Genomic DNA, 14,094 nt, shown 5'->3' with positions numbered 1-14,094 from the left:
CCGCCATCAAGCACGCGCCCGCTGGTTCCATCACCGAGCCCGCCTGACCACCGCATATATCCAGGTCAACTAACAAATGGCGGCTGCCGTACTAGTCACGCTCGCAGCGAACCGGGCGAGGTAGGCGATCGAACTCAGCTTTGAGCGTCTCTGCGAGCATCCGGCGGGCGCCCTCGCGGTTGAGCTCGTCGATCAGCGTAGGCAATGGGGAAGAAGAGGCCGCGGCGCACCATGTCCTGCCGATGACATCAACGACCGCTTGCCAGGCGTTCAGATGGTGAACTCCAGCCGTCAGCTGCACAATCCGCAGAATGGATTCCACGAGGCGTCTACTCAGGTCAAGAGGCTCGCCAATATCAGCCGCGCAATGATTTAGCCAATCAGCAGATTGCCGCAGTATTCCGCAGAACTGTCACCCGGCGAAGATCATTCGCCGGGTGGTGTCTCCACGACCAACTCCACGCCCTGCGACTGTCTCTCAGGGGCGGGTGCACGTCTGAGAGCCCTCAAGCAAGAGCATCTTTATTCAGAGGCGCGCGGCTCCACATTGACGCGGTTATCCGGCCGCGTGACAGCTCCCTATTCCCCGTGCCCCAAAGGCTATGTCTACGGAATGATAAGGATCCCGTAGAAATCTTTTTCTAATTGCCCCAGGGTTAATCGCGCTTCTGAAGGGGGATAGAGAGGCTAGTCATACACATTCATATCATCAGTTCAACTCCACAGGAAGGGGCGTAAATAGAGATGACAGCGGCCTATGATCTATGGCGCAATCTGCATGGATATCTGAGAGTCACCGCAAGGGTCGTCGGGAAAGAGGGCGGCAATATCAATGTGGGCGAAGCGTTCACACTCAGGGTAACTGGTTCCAATGCCGCCTATAGCGGAAATAGAGACAAGCCCACTATCGTATTCCTCAACCCGACGATATTCATCAAGGGCACACAGTACGCGCATCTCGCCAATGGAGGCTCCGGGCAGCCCTTGCCCGACAGGGAGCTGTTCCCGGGTGAGTCTAGCTGGGTGGACATCGAAATGAAGGCGATCTCTGAAATCTCTAACGACTTTATCGATAGCCTCATCGAAGAGGACATCGCTAACGTCGCGATTAGAGCCACTCTGGATCAGGCGCGATTCTTCCGGGTCTGGAACTCCATCACGGCCCGCGAAGAGATTGTGGAGACTTAATATCTGCGATGCGCGTGAGCCGTCGTAAGGGGACAGTGAGTGAGAGACGCTGTCCCCTGGCGAGCTTGGCGCCTGGTGTATGCCATGGCTGGATAGAGGTGCTTCGCGCGTATCTGCGTTTGAACGGTACGGAGGGCTTGCGCCCGATAAGTCCATGACAGGGGCCGACTGCAGCGCGTTTCAAGCAATCACCGACCCTGTCCCTGTTGTCTCTCGTGTCGCTGAACGGTATCTCACCTGCGGCAAGGTCAGCGACCAGGAGGGACAGCGGAGTGACGGCACCCTGCGAACTGTCCCTCAGAGGCGGATTCGCGTCTGAGGGACCTCCTGGCAAGAGCATCTTTGTCCGCTGGTCAGGACATCAGCACTCCCGGCTTAGGCCGCCTAAACCCTCTCAGGCCTTGAAGCGCTGGCGAAAGGGAGAAGGGCAAGAGGCGCTACGCGCGTCTCATTAGCGCTACGCGCGATAGAGAGGCTGCACCATGTTGCAGCGCTTCTCCGTGCGAAGCACGGTCCTGGAAGAGCGCGTGCGAAGCACCTCTGTTCCGTGGTTGTGAGTGACCAACTGCGTGACAACTCAGAAGGGTGACCACGGACATTGGTGGACGTCGACGGACAGTCGAGGGCAGGTCGCGAACCCCCTTGTTATGGTCCGTACATGTGTTCTGGTTGCCTGAAAAGCGGAAGGTCAGGCTGAGGCGCTGCTCTCGGTGCTGAGACTGGTCGTATCCCAGGTCGAGCTTCGTGCCCTCAAGCGCGCAGGTAGCCGTCATCGGCGCGCCGCTATGTGGTCTGCTGGATGTTGTGTGAGGGGGTCGCGAGTTGCAGATCAGCAAGGCGACGGAGCATCCAGTTCGTCTGTTGCTCCATCAACTTCGCCCGCTCCATGGTGAGGTCGTCGAAGTGGCCGTGCGCGGCTTCATTTCGGAGGCCGGCGAGCTGCTGTAGATCCTTGACATCCTGCTTGGTTAGCAGTTGCGCAGCATACAGAGCTTGGGTGTACCCGCTTAGCGTTGGCCGTGCGTTACCCATCTGGACTGATCTGCCCTGTATGAGCGCGCGTAGCGCCATCTCGAGGGCCGCACCGCAAAGCACAATGGGAGCCGCAGGAGCTGCGTCTCTGTCGTCTATAAGCCGTCGCACTTGACTCATGACATCAGTGCTGGCGACTCCGAGCTCAGACCAGGCTCTAGAGCCGACGATCTCGACGATCTTCGTCTCGACCTGCTCGCACCAGGCCCTTAGAAGATCGCCAATTGCGTGCACTCCCGACTCGACGGACTGGTTCGTGCCGTGGTTGTCGTACAGCGAAGTGGCTTGACGGCACCAGAAGCTGTCGGGGCCTGCGTACTGCCGAAAGAATTCTTGGGCGGCCGCCGCACGTACGATGAGCTGTGCCCTCATCTGGGGGACCTCCACCTTCCAGTAACCGCCGCTACTGGAATCCGCCCGCTGCCATTCCATGCCCGCCTGAAGATCATCAGCTTGCCTGCGGGCGTACTGGAGAATCGCCTTCTCTGAGGGCATATGGTCTTCCTGTCCCGTGCGGTGTTCGTCGACCACCGAGTTCCGCGACCAGAGTATGGAACCTGGGCTGGGATCGCGATCAAGTTTACGGTGACGCTGGCCGCGAGTGATCATCTGAGCAGGGTGTTCCATCGCTGTTTCGTGGGAGCACCAGAATCAGCGAGAAGTGATGCGAGACGCCCGCAAGCGTAGGTACTGCTCAACGGCATGATCGAGCTGTCTCCCCAGGTGGCTCGATCGTAGGTCGAAGATCACCCAACTCTACGAGGGCGCAATGAAGGCTCCCGAGGATGCCGGTAGTCCTACGTAGCCCGGAAGGACACAGAGAGATGTCGCTCCGAACCTGCGTGAATACCTCATCCGCACCTGATCGCAAGAGACACCAGAAGCGCCCGGATAGGCCTGTAAGTCGATTGCGGCCGCAGCCCTCCTGCGCCAGGCCATGCCACTAGATGACCACGACTGAGGTAGCGCGAGAGTTGACGACAACCACGACGACAACATGGGCCACCATGTCCAGCGCATCCAGGGCGCCACAAGCCCTGAAAACTTGGCCGCGTATTGGCCGTGGATGGCCGTGCCGCGCCGGTGATCGCCATGGACGGCCGGACACAACGCGAGAGGCCCGTCACTGCGTTTCCGCTGGTGACGGGCCTCTTCAGGCTGGTGTGGCAGGTGCAAGGTTCGAACTTGCGTAGGCTGAGCCGACGGTTTTACAGACCGCTCCCTTTGGCCACTCGGGCAACCTGCCTCGTCATCCGCTCTCGCGGCGACAGAAAGAAGAATAGCGGACTTCCGAGGTACACGTGACACCGGTTTGTCCCACGCCGGATCGCACCTCCCGGCTTCGCCGAAACAACAGTGGCCCCACCACTGACCGTGCCATCCTCGCGTCCGCGTCGGAGGTCGGCGGGAACGGCTCCTCCAGCACCGGGACGCCGGGGAAGTCGTACAGCAACTCCCAGCCCTGGCGCTCACCTGGAGGACGAGCAGGCGCTCGATCGAGATCACTCCCTTGACCTCGGCGACATGCCCCGAGAAGGTGCGTAACGCGTGCTTGAAGATGGTCGCGTTCACCGGCCAGCCAACGCCCTGGGTCCCTACGGCCAGGATGACCTTGGGGCGAGGGTAGGGCTTCCAGCCGCTCGAGCGCTGTTCATGGACAGCATTCCTGTACGACCGAAGCCGACCCCGATCACCTGTATGACGCCTGCCAACCCGATCGGAACCCGCCCTGATAGGCAGGCGATGCCGACGATCCGCCGGCATGGCGCGTGGATCAAGGCCCGGCTGCCCTGCACGACGCCCCGATGCTGGCTAGGCTCGTACGCTGGGGTCCGCGTTCGCAGAGGGCGCGTTTCGAGGTCCGCAAGAACTGGAACCGGATACCGCCTAATGCTTACGCAGCGAGAGGATGTGCGTTTTGGCCGATTCATCTTTCGACATTGTCAGCAAGATCGACCGCCAGGAGGTCGACAACGCGCTGAACCAGACGGTCAAGGAGATCGGACACCGCTTCGACTTCAAGGGCACCGGGGCGAGCATCAGCTGGTCCGGGCAGAGCATCGAGATCAAGGCCAACAGCGAGGAGCGGGCCGGGGCCGCGCTCGACGTGTTCAAGGAGAAGGTGATCAAGCGAGGCCTCTCCCTGAAGATCCTCGACGCGGATGAGCCCAAGCTGTCCGGCAGGGAATATCGTATGCTGGTCGCGCTCAAGGAGGGCATCGACCAGGAGAACGCCAAGAAAATCTCCAAGCTGATCCGCGACGAGGGGCCCAAGGGCGTCAAGGCCCAGATTCAGGGTGAGGAACTGCGGGTCAGCTCGAAGAAGAAGGACGATCTCCAGGAGGTCATGTCCCTGCTCAAGGGCAAGGATCTGGACATCGCCCTGCAGTTCGTGAATTACCGGTAGCGGGCGCCCACCGTACGTCAGAGATCGCGGAGGGCACATCCGGGGCACACGGCCGAGCACGCTGTCCACGAGGGCACGCGTTCTCTCCTGTGCCTCGGGCCGCTCCTCTGCATACGTGCTAAGCGCGCCGGGGCGGAAGGTCGGCCGTGCGGGCCGCCGGTGATCAGATGTGCGACCACGGAGCCCGGCAGCAGGTGCGCGGTCGGTGGGGGCAGATGGCTTATTGGGGGCAAAGTCCGTCTCGGCGCGGGCCGTCGTCAGTGCCAGTAGTCGCCGTCCGGCAGCCGCACCCACATGTCGGGCGACCCGTTGACGGCTGCGGCGTTCGTCAACCGTAGTCCCGCGTAGGCGCAGCAGTAGGCCACGGCGTTGTACCGGTAGAGGAACGAGGCCAGGATCTCGTTGGCCGAGTCGTCGGACGACGGGTGCCCGCCGCCCGGGTGCAGATCTCGGCCCTCGATGACACCGTCACGGACAATGCTCCCCTGGTTCCCACTCTTGGGGTTGGCGTAGAGCCCGTAGCAGACAGTGCCCGCTGACAGCAGCTTCATGACCCGGGGCATCTCCGGGCCGTATCCCCAGGGCTGGCTGACGACACATCCGCCGGGCACATCCGTGATGCCGACCGTGAGGATGCTTTCGTCATCGTCGTCGTATCCGAGCTCCTCGATCTCCGACTCCTCGACCGGTGTGGCCGACAGCCGCCTTGCCGCTTCTGCCGCGGTGATGCCGGCCACGCAGGCCAGCCCGGTGCCCTCCACGTACAGCGTGCCCAAGGCTGCGATCAACCGCCTGGACTCCGCCGCCGCCTCAATCTCCGCTGTGGACAGGCCCGCCTGACCGGGCGGCACAAGGAACAGATCTGGGGTGAGTCCAGCCAGGCTGAGCCGTCCGGGTGACCAGCCGCCCATCATTGGCCGCCACGGGTCGGCTCCTGCGTCGACCAGTGCGCGGGCGTTGTCGGGGCGGTTGGCGAAGACGGCTTGCCAGAGCGCGGTACGGCCCTCATGCTCAGCGTCGACATCGTCCACGCGCCGGGCCAGTTCCGTGATGACTTCCGGTGAGCCTTGCTCAGCCGCGGCGTGTAACGGTCGTACGTGGAGGGGCACGCCCGAGTTGGGGTCCGCGCCCGCGTCGAGCCGGGCACGGATCAGGTCGAGGTCGGTCCAGCCATCCCAGCCGACGCCGGACCAGCCGAGTCGCTCATTGACAGACATGGCGCTCCTTGGAAGGACGTACCGAAAGTGTGTTCCAATCATGGCCGATGGGGCTGACAAAATCGGGATGGGCATGCGAGAGCGCCCGCCATAGAGCGTGGGGCCCTGTGGTTGCGAGCGTTGCGTGGGATATGCCAAAGTCGCGGGACTTGCGTGATCGAAAGGTGGGGTCTTGGTGTTATCGCGTGTCGCAGGCGGGCTGGCCGTGGGTGTGCTGGCGACCGTACTGCCTGCGAGCGGTCCCGCAATGGCGAACGCCGCGCTCCCGCCGTGTCCGCAGATCTTCGGTCACGGCGGCTATCCCAGCGGCGCCAACGGCGCCGACACCTGGAACAGGGATCAAGTACGCCAGCCCAACAACCCCACGGCGATCCGGAAGTACAAGGCTTGGGGTGCGGCGGGGGTCGAGGCAGATCTGCAACTCACCAAGGACGGTACGAAGGCCGTCATGTGGCACAACACCTCCACCTGGGGCCTGAGCGGCGTCAAGAAGAACATCACCGACATCTGGTGGGCCGCCGGTGACACCGCGCTCAAGGGGCGGACGATCAACCGGGGCGTCTTCAGCGGTGAGACCGTCTACACCTTCCGCGAGTGGCTGGCCGCCATGAAGGCCAACAGCATGATCGGGCTGGTCGAGATCAAGCCCGAGACCCGGCCGCTCCTGCTCGGCGCCGACGCCGCGATCAAGTCGCGATCATGGGCGGAGGTGCTGGACCCGGTCAGGGAGGGGTACGCGTCGCAGGAGATCATCCTGTACTCCCATGACGCCGACCTCGAGGCCGAGCTCAAGCGGCGCGTCACCGCTGCGGGCCTGGCTCGGGTGCTGACCGGTGGGCCCAGTTGGCCGGAGGTCACCAAATGGGAGGAACCGCCGCCCTCGTGGAAGCTGAACGAGAGCGCCTGGCAGGCCGCACTCCAGCGGCAGACCAAGCGGATCGCGACCGACTACACACCCCAGCTCAGCGCCTGGCTCAAGGGGAAGTGCCAGTAGCTGGTCATAAGTCCCCCGCGCTCTCCCGCCAGGCGCGCTGCCGTCTTGTGATCTCGCGCAGGAGGCGCTCGAACTCGGCGTACACGTCGGCGCCGATGGCGTGCGTGTGCCGGTGCTTGATCGCGGCCAGGATGGCGTCCGAGCGACTCATCTGGTCCAGCCCGTGCGCTGTGGGCACGATGAGCTTGGCGCGGCGGTCACTGGGGTCGGGGCGGCGTTCGACGTAGCCAAGGGCCTCCAGTTCGTCGATCAGCTTGCCGACGACCTGCTTGTGCTGCCCCGACGAGCGGGCCAGATCGGTGGCACGGCTGCCCTCGGCATCCAGGTAGGCCAGGACCGCCCCATGCTGCGGTCGCAGGCCGGGATGTCCCTGCTCCGCGAGGGTGTCGAACAGTTCCTCCTGCACGGCGAACAGTAACTGGCTGGCGAGCACCCCCAAATCAGGATCCGCCCGCTTTCGCTCGCTACGCCTCATGATCTGCCTCCGCTTAGTAGTCACCTTTGTTGACTATATACTTGGGTGACTATACCGTTCTCACCGTACCGCGATCGAGGAGGAACCCATGAGCACAACCATCGAACTGACCCGCTTCAAGGTGCGCCCTGACCACGCGGAGGCGATGCTGGCGGCACGCCCGGGGATGCTGGCCGACTTCCGCGGCGACCGGGAGGGCTTCCTCGGTGCCCGTCTGGTGCGGTTGCCCGGGGACGAGTGGCTGGATGTCGTCGAATGGCGCTCGGCGGAGGACTTCGCCGCCTCGCGTGCCAAGGGCGCCAACCTGCCGGGCATCGCTGCCTTTTTCGGCACCATCGCCGAGTTGGTCAGCGCCGAGGAGGGCGTTCTGGCCGACGCCGGCATGTAGCCACTTCACCAAGCTCCACCGCTGTCCTGCGCGCGGCCCCGCGATAGGGGCATCTTCCACCTTCTACCCGATCTCGCCAGGAGCCTGTCACGATGACCATGCTTGTTCACATCACCGCGGCCAAGAACACACGGTCAATGCGGCGCAGCGGCATCCGCGCGGTGAGCGGTGGGCATGAGGGGGTCTCTGGCGTCTATTGCCTGCCGGTGCTCCCGTCGTACCAGATCACCCATCAGTGGGTCCGCGAGCTGCGGCGAGGCGGGCAGCGTACGCTCGTCGCCGTCTATTTCCGAGTGCCTGATGACGAACCGGTGCAGGTCGGCCACTACAGCCGGTTTCCCGCCGAGATGACCAGCGCCAAAGCGGCGGCGCTGATCGCGGCCCAGCCGGATGCGCGCGGGTACGAGTTCTTCCTCTCGCGGCCTGTCCGGGCTGACGAGATCCACCGCATCCGCAGCGTCAATCAGGTGACGGGGTGGCGCTACATGCCGGACGCCCACGGAAGACCGCCATGCGCGTGCCCGATCTGCAATCCCGCGGGCCAGTACGGCGCCGCCAAGATCCGGAAAGCCTTCGGCGACCCTGACGACGCAAACTGATCGGGCGCCCTACCGTCGGTGCGCGGCGACTATCTCAGCGATCGGTTTGGGGGCCCCGATTTTCAGCGACCGCAGGCCGCCGGTGAGGACAGGTGGTGACCAGCTAATTCCAGGCGCTAGGCACCTGATTGGGCACTTTGCCCTTGAGCTGCTCCTGGTCGATCACATCGCCTCTCAGGGGCAGCAGAACGGTGACCTGCTGTCCCCAAGCGGAGTAGCGGGTGTCCGAGTCGATCCGGAGGGAACCCTTGTAGGAGCGCAGGACACCCTTGGCCGACAGCCGCTCCACCAGTCCGGTCGAGCCCAGGCGGAGGGTGTAGGCGACGGTGCTGACGGGCTCGCTCCCGGAGTACGCGCCGAAGCGCGAGGCGAAGGAACGGGACACCTTGGCCAGCTTGTCGGTCTTGATCGTCCCCTTCAGCACCCCACCCCGCCAGGAGGTACGGTGCGCCAGCAGCGCCTTGAGCGTGGTCGGCTCCAGAACATCCAGCAGCAGGTTGCCGGTCGGCCGATCGGCATACGGGTAACGCACCCAGCTCGTGCCCTGAGGCAATGCGTCGGCAAGGCTCGGGCCTGAGACGTAGTCGTCGTGGCCTGACGAGATCACCCGCAGGGGTAATTCATCCTCGGCGGCGTCCTCCCCCATACCGAGTTTCTTCAGGCCGCTCATCAGTCTTTTGCTGAGCTGCAGGCTTTGGGACTCATCAGAGGTGATTTCGCCCTGCGCGCCTAACCCGACAGTGCCGTCCATATAAAAGGTGTAGAACAGGCCGCGACCGTAATCGACCTTTGTGGTGGATACGACGTTCATGCCCTTGCCGCGCGTCCATGCGGCTTGGAGCGCTTTTACCGGGTCGACCCGGGGGGTTGCCTGCGCGGGGGCGGCGGCGAGCTGCGCCAGACCTGCGATCAGGGCTACGCCCACGACAGTCTGCTTCATGAGGGCTCCTTGGAAGGGAAAGACGCAACAACCTTGTGCATAAAAGATCAACTGTCAAGCTCAGCGGAGATTTCGAAGATCGCGTAACGCGTTGTGATGGAGGTCACCACGCAACCGTGACAGTACGGTGTCGCGCCCCCGGTCGAATTTGGCCCCATGACCCCACCCACGATCCTCGTCACCGGACTCGACCCGGACGACCTAGCCGAGACCCGCGCCGCCAACGACCGCCTGGAAGCACTACTCGACCGCCAAACCCCGCTCCACGTGCAGAATGACCCGCCGGCCGCCCGCTCCTTCCAGCGTTCGGGTGGCGGCGGGTTCCCGGCCGCGCCACCTCTTCCAGAGGGGAGCTGGCGGACCGCCGGCGGCCGGATCCCGCTGCGGGTCTTCTTGCCGGGAGAAGGGCGAGCGCCGGCGGGTGTGTTCCTGCACTACCACGGTGGCGGAGGGGTGATCGGCTCGGCGGATGGCCAGGATCCGCGGCTGCGTGATCTGGCGGTCAACTGCGGCATCGCCGTCGTCAGCGTCGAATACCGGCTGGCGCCCGAACATCCCTACCCCGCTGCCATGGACGACGCGGAGCAGGCCGCGCTCTGGCTGCTGGAGCACGCCGCCGCCGAGTTCGGGACCGAACGGTTGATGATCGGCGGTGAGTCGGCGGGCGCCCGGCTGTCAGTGACCACCTTGCTGCGGTTGCGGGACCGGCATGGCCTGGTGCCCGGCGAGGCGTTCCGCGCCGCGCAGTTGTCCTTCGGCACGTACGACCTCGCGCACGGGACACCGAGCAGTCGCCGGGCCGGGGACCGCAATCGGCTGATCAACGCCCCGATCCTCAAGTGGTTCCGCGATCAGACGCTGACGGGGCGGAAGATGGAGGAACGCTTTGATCCCGATATCTCGCCGCTCTACGCCGAGCTGAGGGGGATGCCCCTTGCGCGGTTCACCGTGGGCACGGCCGATCCGGTGCTGGATGACACGCTGTTCATGGCGGCCCGCTGGTGGGCGGCGGGGAACGCGGCCGAGCTGGTGGTGGCGGCCGAGGGGTGGCATGGGTTCACGCTGCAGCCCACGGCCCTGGCTCGGCGCGAGCTGGCGAGCCAGGAAGACTTCATCCGACGCCACCTCGCCTAACCTGTTACCGCCATGAACCGTACCGAACGCCTGTATGCCCTGGTCGACGAGTTGCGGGCCATCGCGCCCCGGCCCCGGACGGTTGGGTGGCTGGCGGACAGGTTCGCGGTGTCGCGGCGCACCGTACAACGCGACTTGCAAGCGCTGATGGAGACCGGTGTGCCGGTGCGGAGCGAGGCGGGGCAGTACGGCGGGTGGTTCATCGACAGGAACAGCGCCCTGCCGCCGATCAATCTGACCGCCGCCGAGGCGCTCGCGGTGGCGGCGGCGCTGGCCGGGGCCGAGGACGCCACCCCGTTCTCGGCCGCCGGTCCGGGCGCGATGCGGAAGCTGGCCGCCGCGCTCGGCGAGTCCGCCGCCGAGGAGGTCCGCGCGCTGACCGAGCGGATCCATGTGCTGCCCGCCCGTACCGTTCCGGGCATCCTCGCCGCCGTCGAACAGGCCGTGGCGCGGCAGCGGGTGGTCTGGATCCGGTACGCGGACTCGAACGGCCGGGAAAGCGAGCGGGAGGTCGAGCCGGGCGGGCTGCTGGCCTCCGGGGGCTCCTGGTATCTGATCGGCTGGTGCCGTAGCCGTCGTGCGGGACGCGGGTTCCGCCTGGACCGCATCCGCGCCGCCGAGCTGCGCGACGAACCCTCCCCAGCCCGTACGATCGCCGCACTCGATCACGACCTGGCCGATCGCGCCCGCCAGGCGGAGACGCTCCGTTCGCTCAGCGGGCCGAGCCGCGACCTCTAGCGCTGACCCCAGGAATCACCCACAATTCGGAGACGTGACGAAGATCCCCCTGCGCCGTTTCACCGGCCGTGCCCTGCCCATCGACGAACAGGGCAGGGTGCTCCTGCTCCACGGGTTCGATCCCACCCGGCCCGACGAGCCGTTCTGGTACACCATCGGCGGCGCCGCCGATGACGGTGAGACGCTCCAGGAGGCCGCCCTGCGCGAGCTGCACGAGGAGGTCGGCATCCGAGCCGGCGCCGACCAGCTCACCGGGCCGTACGGGACGGGCACGATCGAGTTCTTCTTCGCCGAGTACGCCGTCACCCAGGACCAGACGTTCTTCGCGGTCCGGGTGCCCGAGGGCGTGACCATCTCGTACGAGCACATGGAGGAGCTGGAGAAGGACACCACGCTGGGTCATCGGTGGTGGAGCGCCGAGGAGTTGGAGGCCACCGACGAGGTCTACTTCCCCGAGGACCTCGCCGCCATCGTACGCAAGATCAATTCTGCTGCTTGACGGGAATAAGGCAATTGTTTTAAATGCGGTCATATCGGCCATCAGGAGGTCACCGTGAGTGGCACGCCCGATTACCCGTTCCGCAATCCCACCGCCCTGGAGCCGCCTGAGGAGTGGGCGAACCTGCGCGAGGGCTGCCCGGTGGCGCCGATCCGGCTCGCCAGCGGCGACGAGGCGTTGCTGCTCACCCGCTACGACGACGTCAAGCAGGTGCTGTCCGATCCGCGGTTCACCCGCCACCTGGACGCCGCCAACGCGGCCAGGACCACCACCAACGCGTCCGGCGGGCCGTTCGCCCAACGCAGGAGCGGTATGGCCGCCTCGGTCGGCGAGGGGCACCAGCGGTGGCGCCGCCTGGTCGGCAGGGCGTTCACCGCCAAGCGCGTCGCGGCCATGGCTCCGCGGATGGCGGCGATGAGCGAGCAACTGATCGACGCGATGGTGGCGCAGGGGCCGCCGGCCGATCTCGTCTCCGGCCTGGGCTTTCCGCTGCCGGTATGGGTGATCTGCGATCTGCTCGGGGTGCCGAACGAGGACCGGTTCCGGTTCGCGTACTGGTCGGACACTCTGATGAATCTCTCGAAGTACGAGCAGAAGGAGATCGACGCCGCGCAGGCCGAGTTCAACGAGTACTTCGCCGCGCACATCGCCGCCAAGCAGGCACAACCCGGCGACGACCTGATCAGCGACCTCCTCGCCCTCGTCAAGGAGGACGACCTGATGACGGAGGCCGTGGTGCTGGGCACCGGCCAGAGCCTCCTGGTCGCCGGGCACGAGACCACCGCGAACATGATCGGGAAGATGGTGGCGATGCTGCTGGCCGACCGACGGCAGTGGGAGCGGCTGCTGGCGGACCCGTCGCTCGTCCGTTCGGCGGTCGAGGAGACCCTGCGCTTCGACGCGAACCCCGGATTCGGGATGCCGCGCTACATCACCGAGGAGATCGAGGTCGGCGGCACGACGCTGCCGCCCGGGACCACGGTGGTCTGCAGCATGGCCTCGGCCAACCGCGACGGACAGGCCTTCGAGGACGCCGGCGACATGGACGTGAGCCGCTCCCCCAACGCCCATCTGTCCTTCGGCGCCGGGCCGTACTCGTGCGTGGGGCAGGCGCTGGCGCGCACCGAGTTGCAGACCGTCCTGTCCGTACTGCTGCGCCGGCTGCCCTCGCTGGAGCTGGCCGTTCCCGCCCGCGAGTTGGCCCGCCGCGAGGGGCTGCTCGTCGGCGGGCTCCAGCAGGTGCCCATCAGGTGGTGACCGCGGAGGAGGGACGGCCATGAGGGTGGCGGTGGATCGGGACAAGTGCTGCGGGGCGGGACAGTGCGTGATGATCGCGCCGGAGGTGTTCGACCAGGACGAGGACGACGGGATCGTGCTGCTGCTCGACGACAGCCCGGAGGCGCGCCTGCATCGGGCCGTGCGCGAGGCGGCGAGCGTCTGCCCGGCCGCCGCGATCCAACTGTCCGAGCCCGACCTGACGACGTAGCCCAGCCTGTCGCACTGCTGCCCGAGCCCGACGGGGCGGACTAGCGGCGGTAGCCTGCCATGCGCTCCAGCCGGGCCACCCGCTCGGAGGTGGGCGGGTGCGTGGAGAACAGCCGCCCGAACCCGGACCCGCTGAACGGGTTGGCGATCATCATGTGGGAAGCCGAGGTGAGTCGGCTGTTCTCCGGCAGCGGCAGCCGGCGAGCGCCCATCTCGATCTTGCGCAACGCCGACGCCAGCGCCAGCGGATCGCCCGTCAGCCGAGCACCCGACTCGTCCGCCTGGAACTCCCGCGTCCTGGAGATCGCCATCTGCACCATCCCCGCCGCCACCGGCCCGAGCAGCATCATGAGCAGCGCCCCCAGGAACCCGGGCCCCTCGTCGTCGTCGGACCCGCCGAAGAAGACGGCCAGATAGCTGAGCCAAGTGATCATCGTGGCCAGTGCCCCGGCCACCGATGAGAGCAGAATGTCGCGGTTGTAGACGTGGGACAGCTCGTGCCCGATGACCCCGCGCATTTCGTCCGGGTTGAGCAGTTGCGTGAGCCCGTACGTCACGCAGACCGCGGCCTGGCGCGGGCTCCGCCCGGTCGCGAAGGCGTTCGGTTGCACGGTGGGGGAAATGTACAGGCGCGGCATCGGCTGCCGGGCTTCGGTGGAGAGCTCCCGTACGATCCGGTAGAGCATGGGCTGCTCGACCTCGCTGACCTGCCGAGCCCGCATCGCCGACAGAGCGATCCGATCGGAGAAGAAGTAGGCGACACCACTGCTCGCCATGGCGAGCACGAACGCGATCTGCAGGCCGGTGCCGCCGCCCAACCACCCTCCCACCGCGAGTATCAACGCAGATAGGCCGCCCAGCAGAATGGCGGTGCGCAGACCGTTGTGGTGCAAGGTTCCCCCCTTCGTGGTGTGGGTTCACCCGGTCCAACGACGATCCCCCGGTCCATCGTTCCCCGTCGTGCTCACCTGGGGGCAGAGCGCGACCGAACCGCCTGC

Annotated in this window: 16 protein-coding genes and 1 tRNA gene; 10 read left to right on the top strand and 7 right to left on the bottom strand. The window is 65.8% G+C overall.

Annotated features, from left to right (window positions below; genetic code table 11):
* Positions 1-91: 91 nt before the first annotated feature.
* Entirely contained in the window at positions 92-322 is a 231-nt protein-coding gene (locus tag AB0B91_RS55490) for a hypothetical protein (RefSeq protein WP_358339762.1), read from the bottom strand.
* A 422-nt stretch (positions 323-744) separates the two neighbouring features.
* Between AB0B91_RS55490 and AB0B91_RS55485 the strand changes: the two genes are divergently transcribed.
* Entirely contained in the window at positions 745-1,188 is a 444-nt protein-coding gene (locus tag AB0B91_RS55485) for a hypothetical protein (protein WP_358339760.1), read from the top strand.
* Between the two features lie 783 nt (positions 1,189-1,971).
* Here AB0B91_RS55485 and AB0B91_RS55480 read toward each other — a convergent pair.
* Both AB0B91_RS55480 and AB0B91_RS55475 read right to left on the bottom strand, forming a co-directional pair.
* Positions 1,972-2,751, bottom strand: coding sequence for a hypothetical protein (locus AB0B91_RS55480; RefSeq protein ID WP_358339758.1), 780 nt, complete (start codon positions 2,749-2,751; stop codon positions 1,972-1,974).
* 633 nt (positions 2,752-3,384) lie between these two features.
* Positions 3,385-3,466 (bottom strand) — tRNA-Tyr (locus AB0B91_RS55475).
* A gap of 663 nt (positions 3,467-4,129) precedes the next feature.
* Here AB0B91_RS55475 and AB0B91_RS55470 point away from each other — a divergent pair.
* A complete protein-coding gene (locus AB0B91_RS55470; RefSeq protein WP_358339756.1) occupies positions 4,130-4,627 on the top strand; it encodes a YajQ family cyclic di-GMP-binding protein in 498 nt (165 codons plus the stop codon).
* A 257-nt stretch (positions 4,628-4,884) separates the two neighbouring features.
* Here AB0B91_RS55470 and AB0B91_RS55465 read toward each other — a convergent pair whose 3' ends face one another.
* Entirely contained in the window at positions 4,885-5,844 is a 960-nt protein-coding gene (locus tag AB0B91_RS55465; RefSeq protein WP_358339754.1) for an ankyrin repeat domain-containing protein, read from the bottom strand.
* Positions 5,845-6,019: 175 nt separating this feature from the next.
* Between AB0B91_RS55465 and AB0B91_RS55460 the strand changes: the two genes are divergently transcribed.
* Positions 6,020-6,838 carry a hypothetical protein gene (locus AB0B91_RS55460; protein WP_358339752.1) on the top strand — a complete coding sequence of 273 codons (819 nt, stop codon included), beginning with the start codon at positions 6,020-6,022 and terminating at the stop codon, positions 6,836-6,838.
* A gap of 4 nt (positions 6,839-6,842) precedes the next feature.
* On the opposite strand, the gene AB0B91_RS55455 is transcribed toward AB0B91_RS55460, so the two are convergent.
* Positions 6,843-7,313, bottom strand: coding sequence for a MarR family transcriptional regulator (locus AB0B91_RS55455; RefSeq protein WP_358339750.1), 471 nt, complete (start codon positions 7,311-7,313; stop codon positions 6,843-6,845).
* An 88-nt stretch (positions 7,314-7,401) separates the two neighbouring features.
* Here AB0B91_RS55455 and AB0B91_RS55450 point away from each other — a divergent pair, with 88 nt between their 5' ends.
* Together AB0B91_RS55450 and AB0B91_RS55445 are read left to right on the top strand one after the other, a co-directional pair.
* Positions 7,402-7,701 (top strand): antibiotic biosynthesis monooxygenase, encoded by a 300-nt coding sequence (locus tag AB0B91_RS55450; RefSeq protein ID WP_358339748.1) that lies wholly within the window; start codon positions 7,402-7,404, stop codon positions 7,699-7,701.
* Between the two features lie 92 nt (positions 7,702-7,793).
* Positions 7,794-8,300, top strand: a complete 507-nt coding sequence (locus AB0B91_RS55445) for a hypothetical protein (RefSeq protein ID WP_358339746.1) — start codon at positions 7,794-7,796, stop codon at positions 8,298-8,300.
* 103 nt (positions 8,301-8,403) lie between these two features.
* On the opposite strand, the gene AB0B91_RS55440 is transcribed toward AB0B91_RS55445, so the two are convergent.
* Positions 8,404-9,240 (bottom strand): hypothetical protein, encoded by an 837-nt coding sequence (locus tag AB0B91_RS55440; RefSeq protein ID WP_358339744.1) that lies wholly within the window; start codon positions 9,238-9,240, stop codon positions 8,404-8,406.
* 156 nt (positions 9,241-9,396) lie between these two features.
* Between AB0B91_RS55440 and AB0B91_RS55435 the strand changes: the two genes are divergently transcribed.
* Genes AB0B91_RS55435 through AB0B91_RS55415 form a run of 5 tightly spaced genes read left to right on the top strand, consistent with a single transcriptional unit; the run spans position 9,397 to position 13,097 of the window.
* Positions 9,397-10,374, top strand: a complete 978-nt coding sequence (locus AB0B91_RS55435) for an alpha/beta hydrolase (RefSeq protein WP_358339742.1) — start codon at positions 9,397-9,399, stop codon at positions 10,372-10,374.
* A gap of 12 nt (positions 10,375-10,386) precedes the next feature.
* Positions 10,387-11,112 carry a WYL domain-containing protein gene (locus AB0B91_RS55430; protein WP_358339740.1) on the top strand — a complete coding sequence of 242 codons (726 nt, stop codon included), beginning with the start codon at positions 10,387-10,389 and terminating at the stop codon, positions 11,110-11,112.
* A gap of 34 nt (positions 11,113-11,146) precedes the next feature.
* On the top strand, positions 11,147-11,611 hold the full coding sequence (locus AB0B91_RS55425) for an NUDIX domain-containing protein (RefSeq protein WP_358339738.1): 465 nt from the start codon (positions 11,147-11,149) through the stop codon (positions 11,609-11,611).
* Positions 11,612-11,665: 54 nt separating this feature from the next.
* Positions 11,666-12,868 (top strand): cytochrome P450, encoded by a 1,203-nt coding sequence (locus AB0B91_RS55420; RefSeq protein ID WP_358339736.1) that lies wholly within the window; start codon positions 11,666-11,668, stop codon positions 12,866-12,868.
* 19 nt (positions 12,869-12,887) lie between these two features.
* Positions 12,888-13,097 carry a ferredoxin gene (locus tag AB0B91_RS55415; RefSeq protein WP_358339734.1) on the top strand — a complete coding sequence of 70 codons (210 nt, stop codon included), beginning with the start codon at positions 12,888-12,890 and terminating at the stop codon, positions 13,095-13,097.
* A 40-nt stretch (positions 13,098-13,137) separates the two neighbouring features.
* Here AB0B91_RS55415 and htpX read toward each other — a convergent pair whose 3' ends face one another.
* A complete protein-coding gene (gene htpX, locus AB0B91_RS55410) occupies positions 13,138-13,989 on the bottom strand; it encodes a zinc metalloprotease HtpX (RefSeq protein WP_358339732.1) in 852 nt (283 codons plus the stop codon).
* Positions 13,990-14,094: the final 105 nt, after the last annotated feature.

It is taken from the genome of Nonomuraea sp. NPDC049141 (assembly GCF_040648415.1).
In the GTDB taxonomy this organism is placed as follows: domain Bacteria; phylum Actinomycetota; class Actinomycetes; order Streptosporangiales; family Streptosporangiaceae; genus Nonomuraea.
Note: the sequence above shows the minus strand (reverse complement) of the source record. Positions and strands in the feature narration are given on the sequence as shown.

Excerpts from the sequence above, each read along its gene's own strand:
- AB0B91_RS55430 (WP_358339740.1), top strand. The coding sequence starts at position 10,387 with ATGAACCGTACCGAACGCCTGTATGCCCTGGTCGACGAGTTGCGGGCC.
- AB0B91_RS55485 (WP_358339760.1), top strand. The coding sequence starts at position 745 with ATGACAGCGGCCTATGATCTATGGCGCAATCTGCATGGATATCTGAGA.
- AB0B91_RS55465 (WP_358339754.1), bottom strand. The coding sequence starts at position 5,844 with ATGTCTGTCAATGAGCGACTCGGCTGGTCCGGCGTCGGCTGGGATGGC.
- AB0B91_RS55455 (WP_358339750.1), bottom strand. The coding sequence starts at position 7,313 with ATGAGGCGTAGCGAGCGAAAGCGGGCGGATCCTGATTTGGGGGTGCTC.
- AB0B91_RS55435 (WP_358339742.1), top strand. The coding sequence starts at position 9,397 with ATGACCCCACCCACGATCCTCGTCACCGGACTCGACCCGGACGACCTA.
- AB0B91_RS55445 (WP_358339746.1), top strand. The coding sequence starts at position 7,794 with ATGACCATGCTTGTTCACATCACCGCGGCCAAGAACACACGGTCAATG.
- AB0B91_RS55470 (WP_358339756.1), top strand. The coding sequence starts at position 4,130 with ATGTGCGTTTTGGCCGATTCATCTTTCGACATTGTCAGCAAGATCGAC.
- AB0B91_RS55415 (WP_358339734.1), top strand. The coding sequence starts at position 12,888 with ATGAGGGTGGCGGTGGATCGGGACAAGTGCTGCGGGGCGGGACAGTGC.
- AB0B91_RS55450 (WP_358339748.1), top strand. The coding sequence starts at position 7,402 with ATGAGCACAACCATCGAACTGACCCGCTTCAAGGTGCGCCCTGACCAC.
- AB0B91_RS55440 (WP_358339744.1), bottom strand. The coding sequence starts at position 9,240 with ATGAAGCAGACTGTCGTGGGCGTAGCCCTGATCGCAGGTCTGGCGCAG.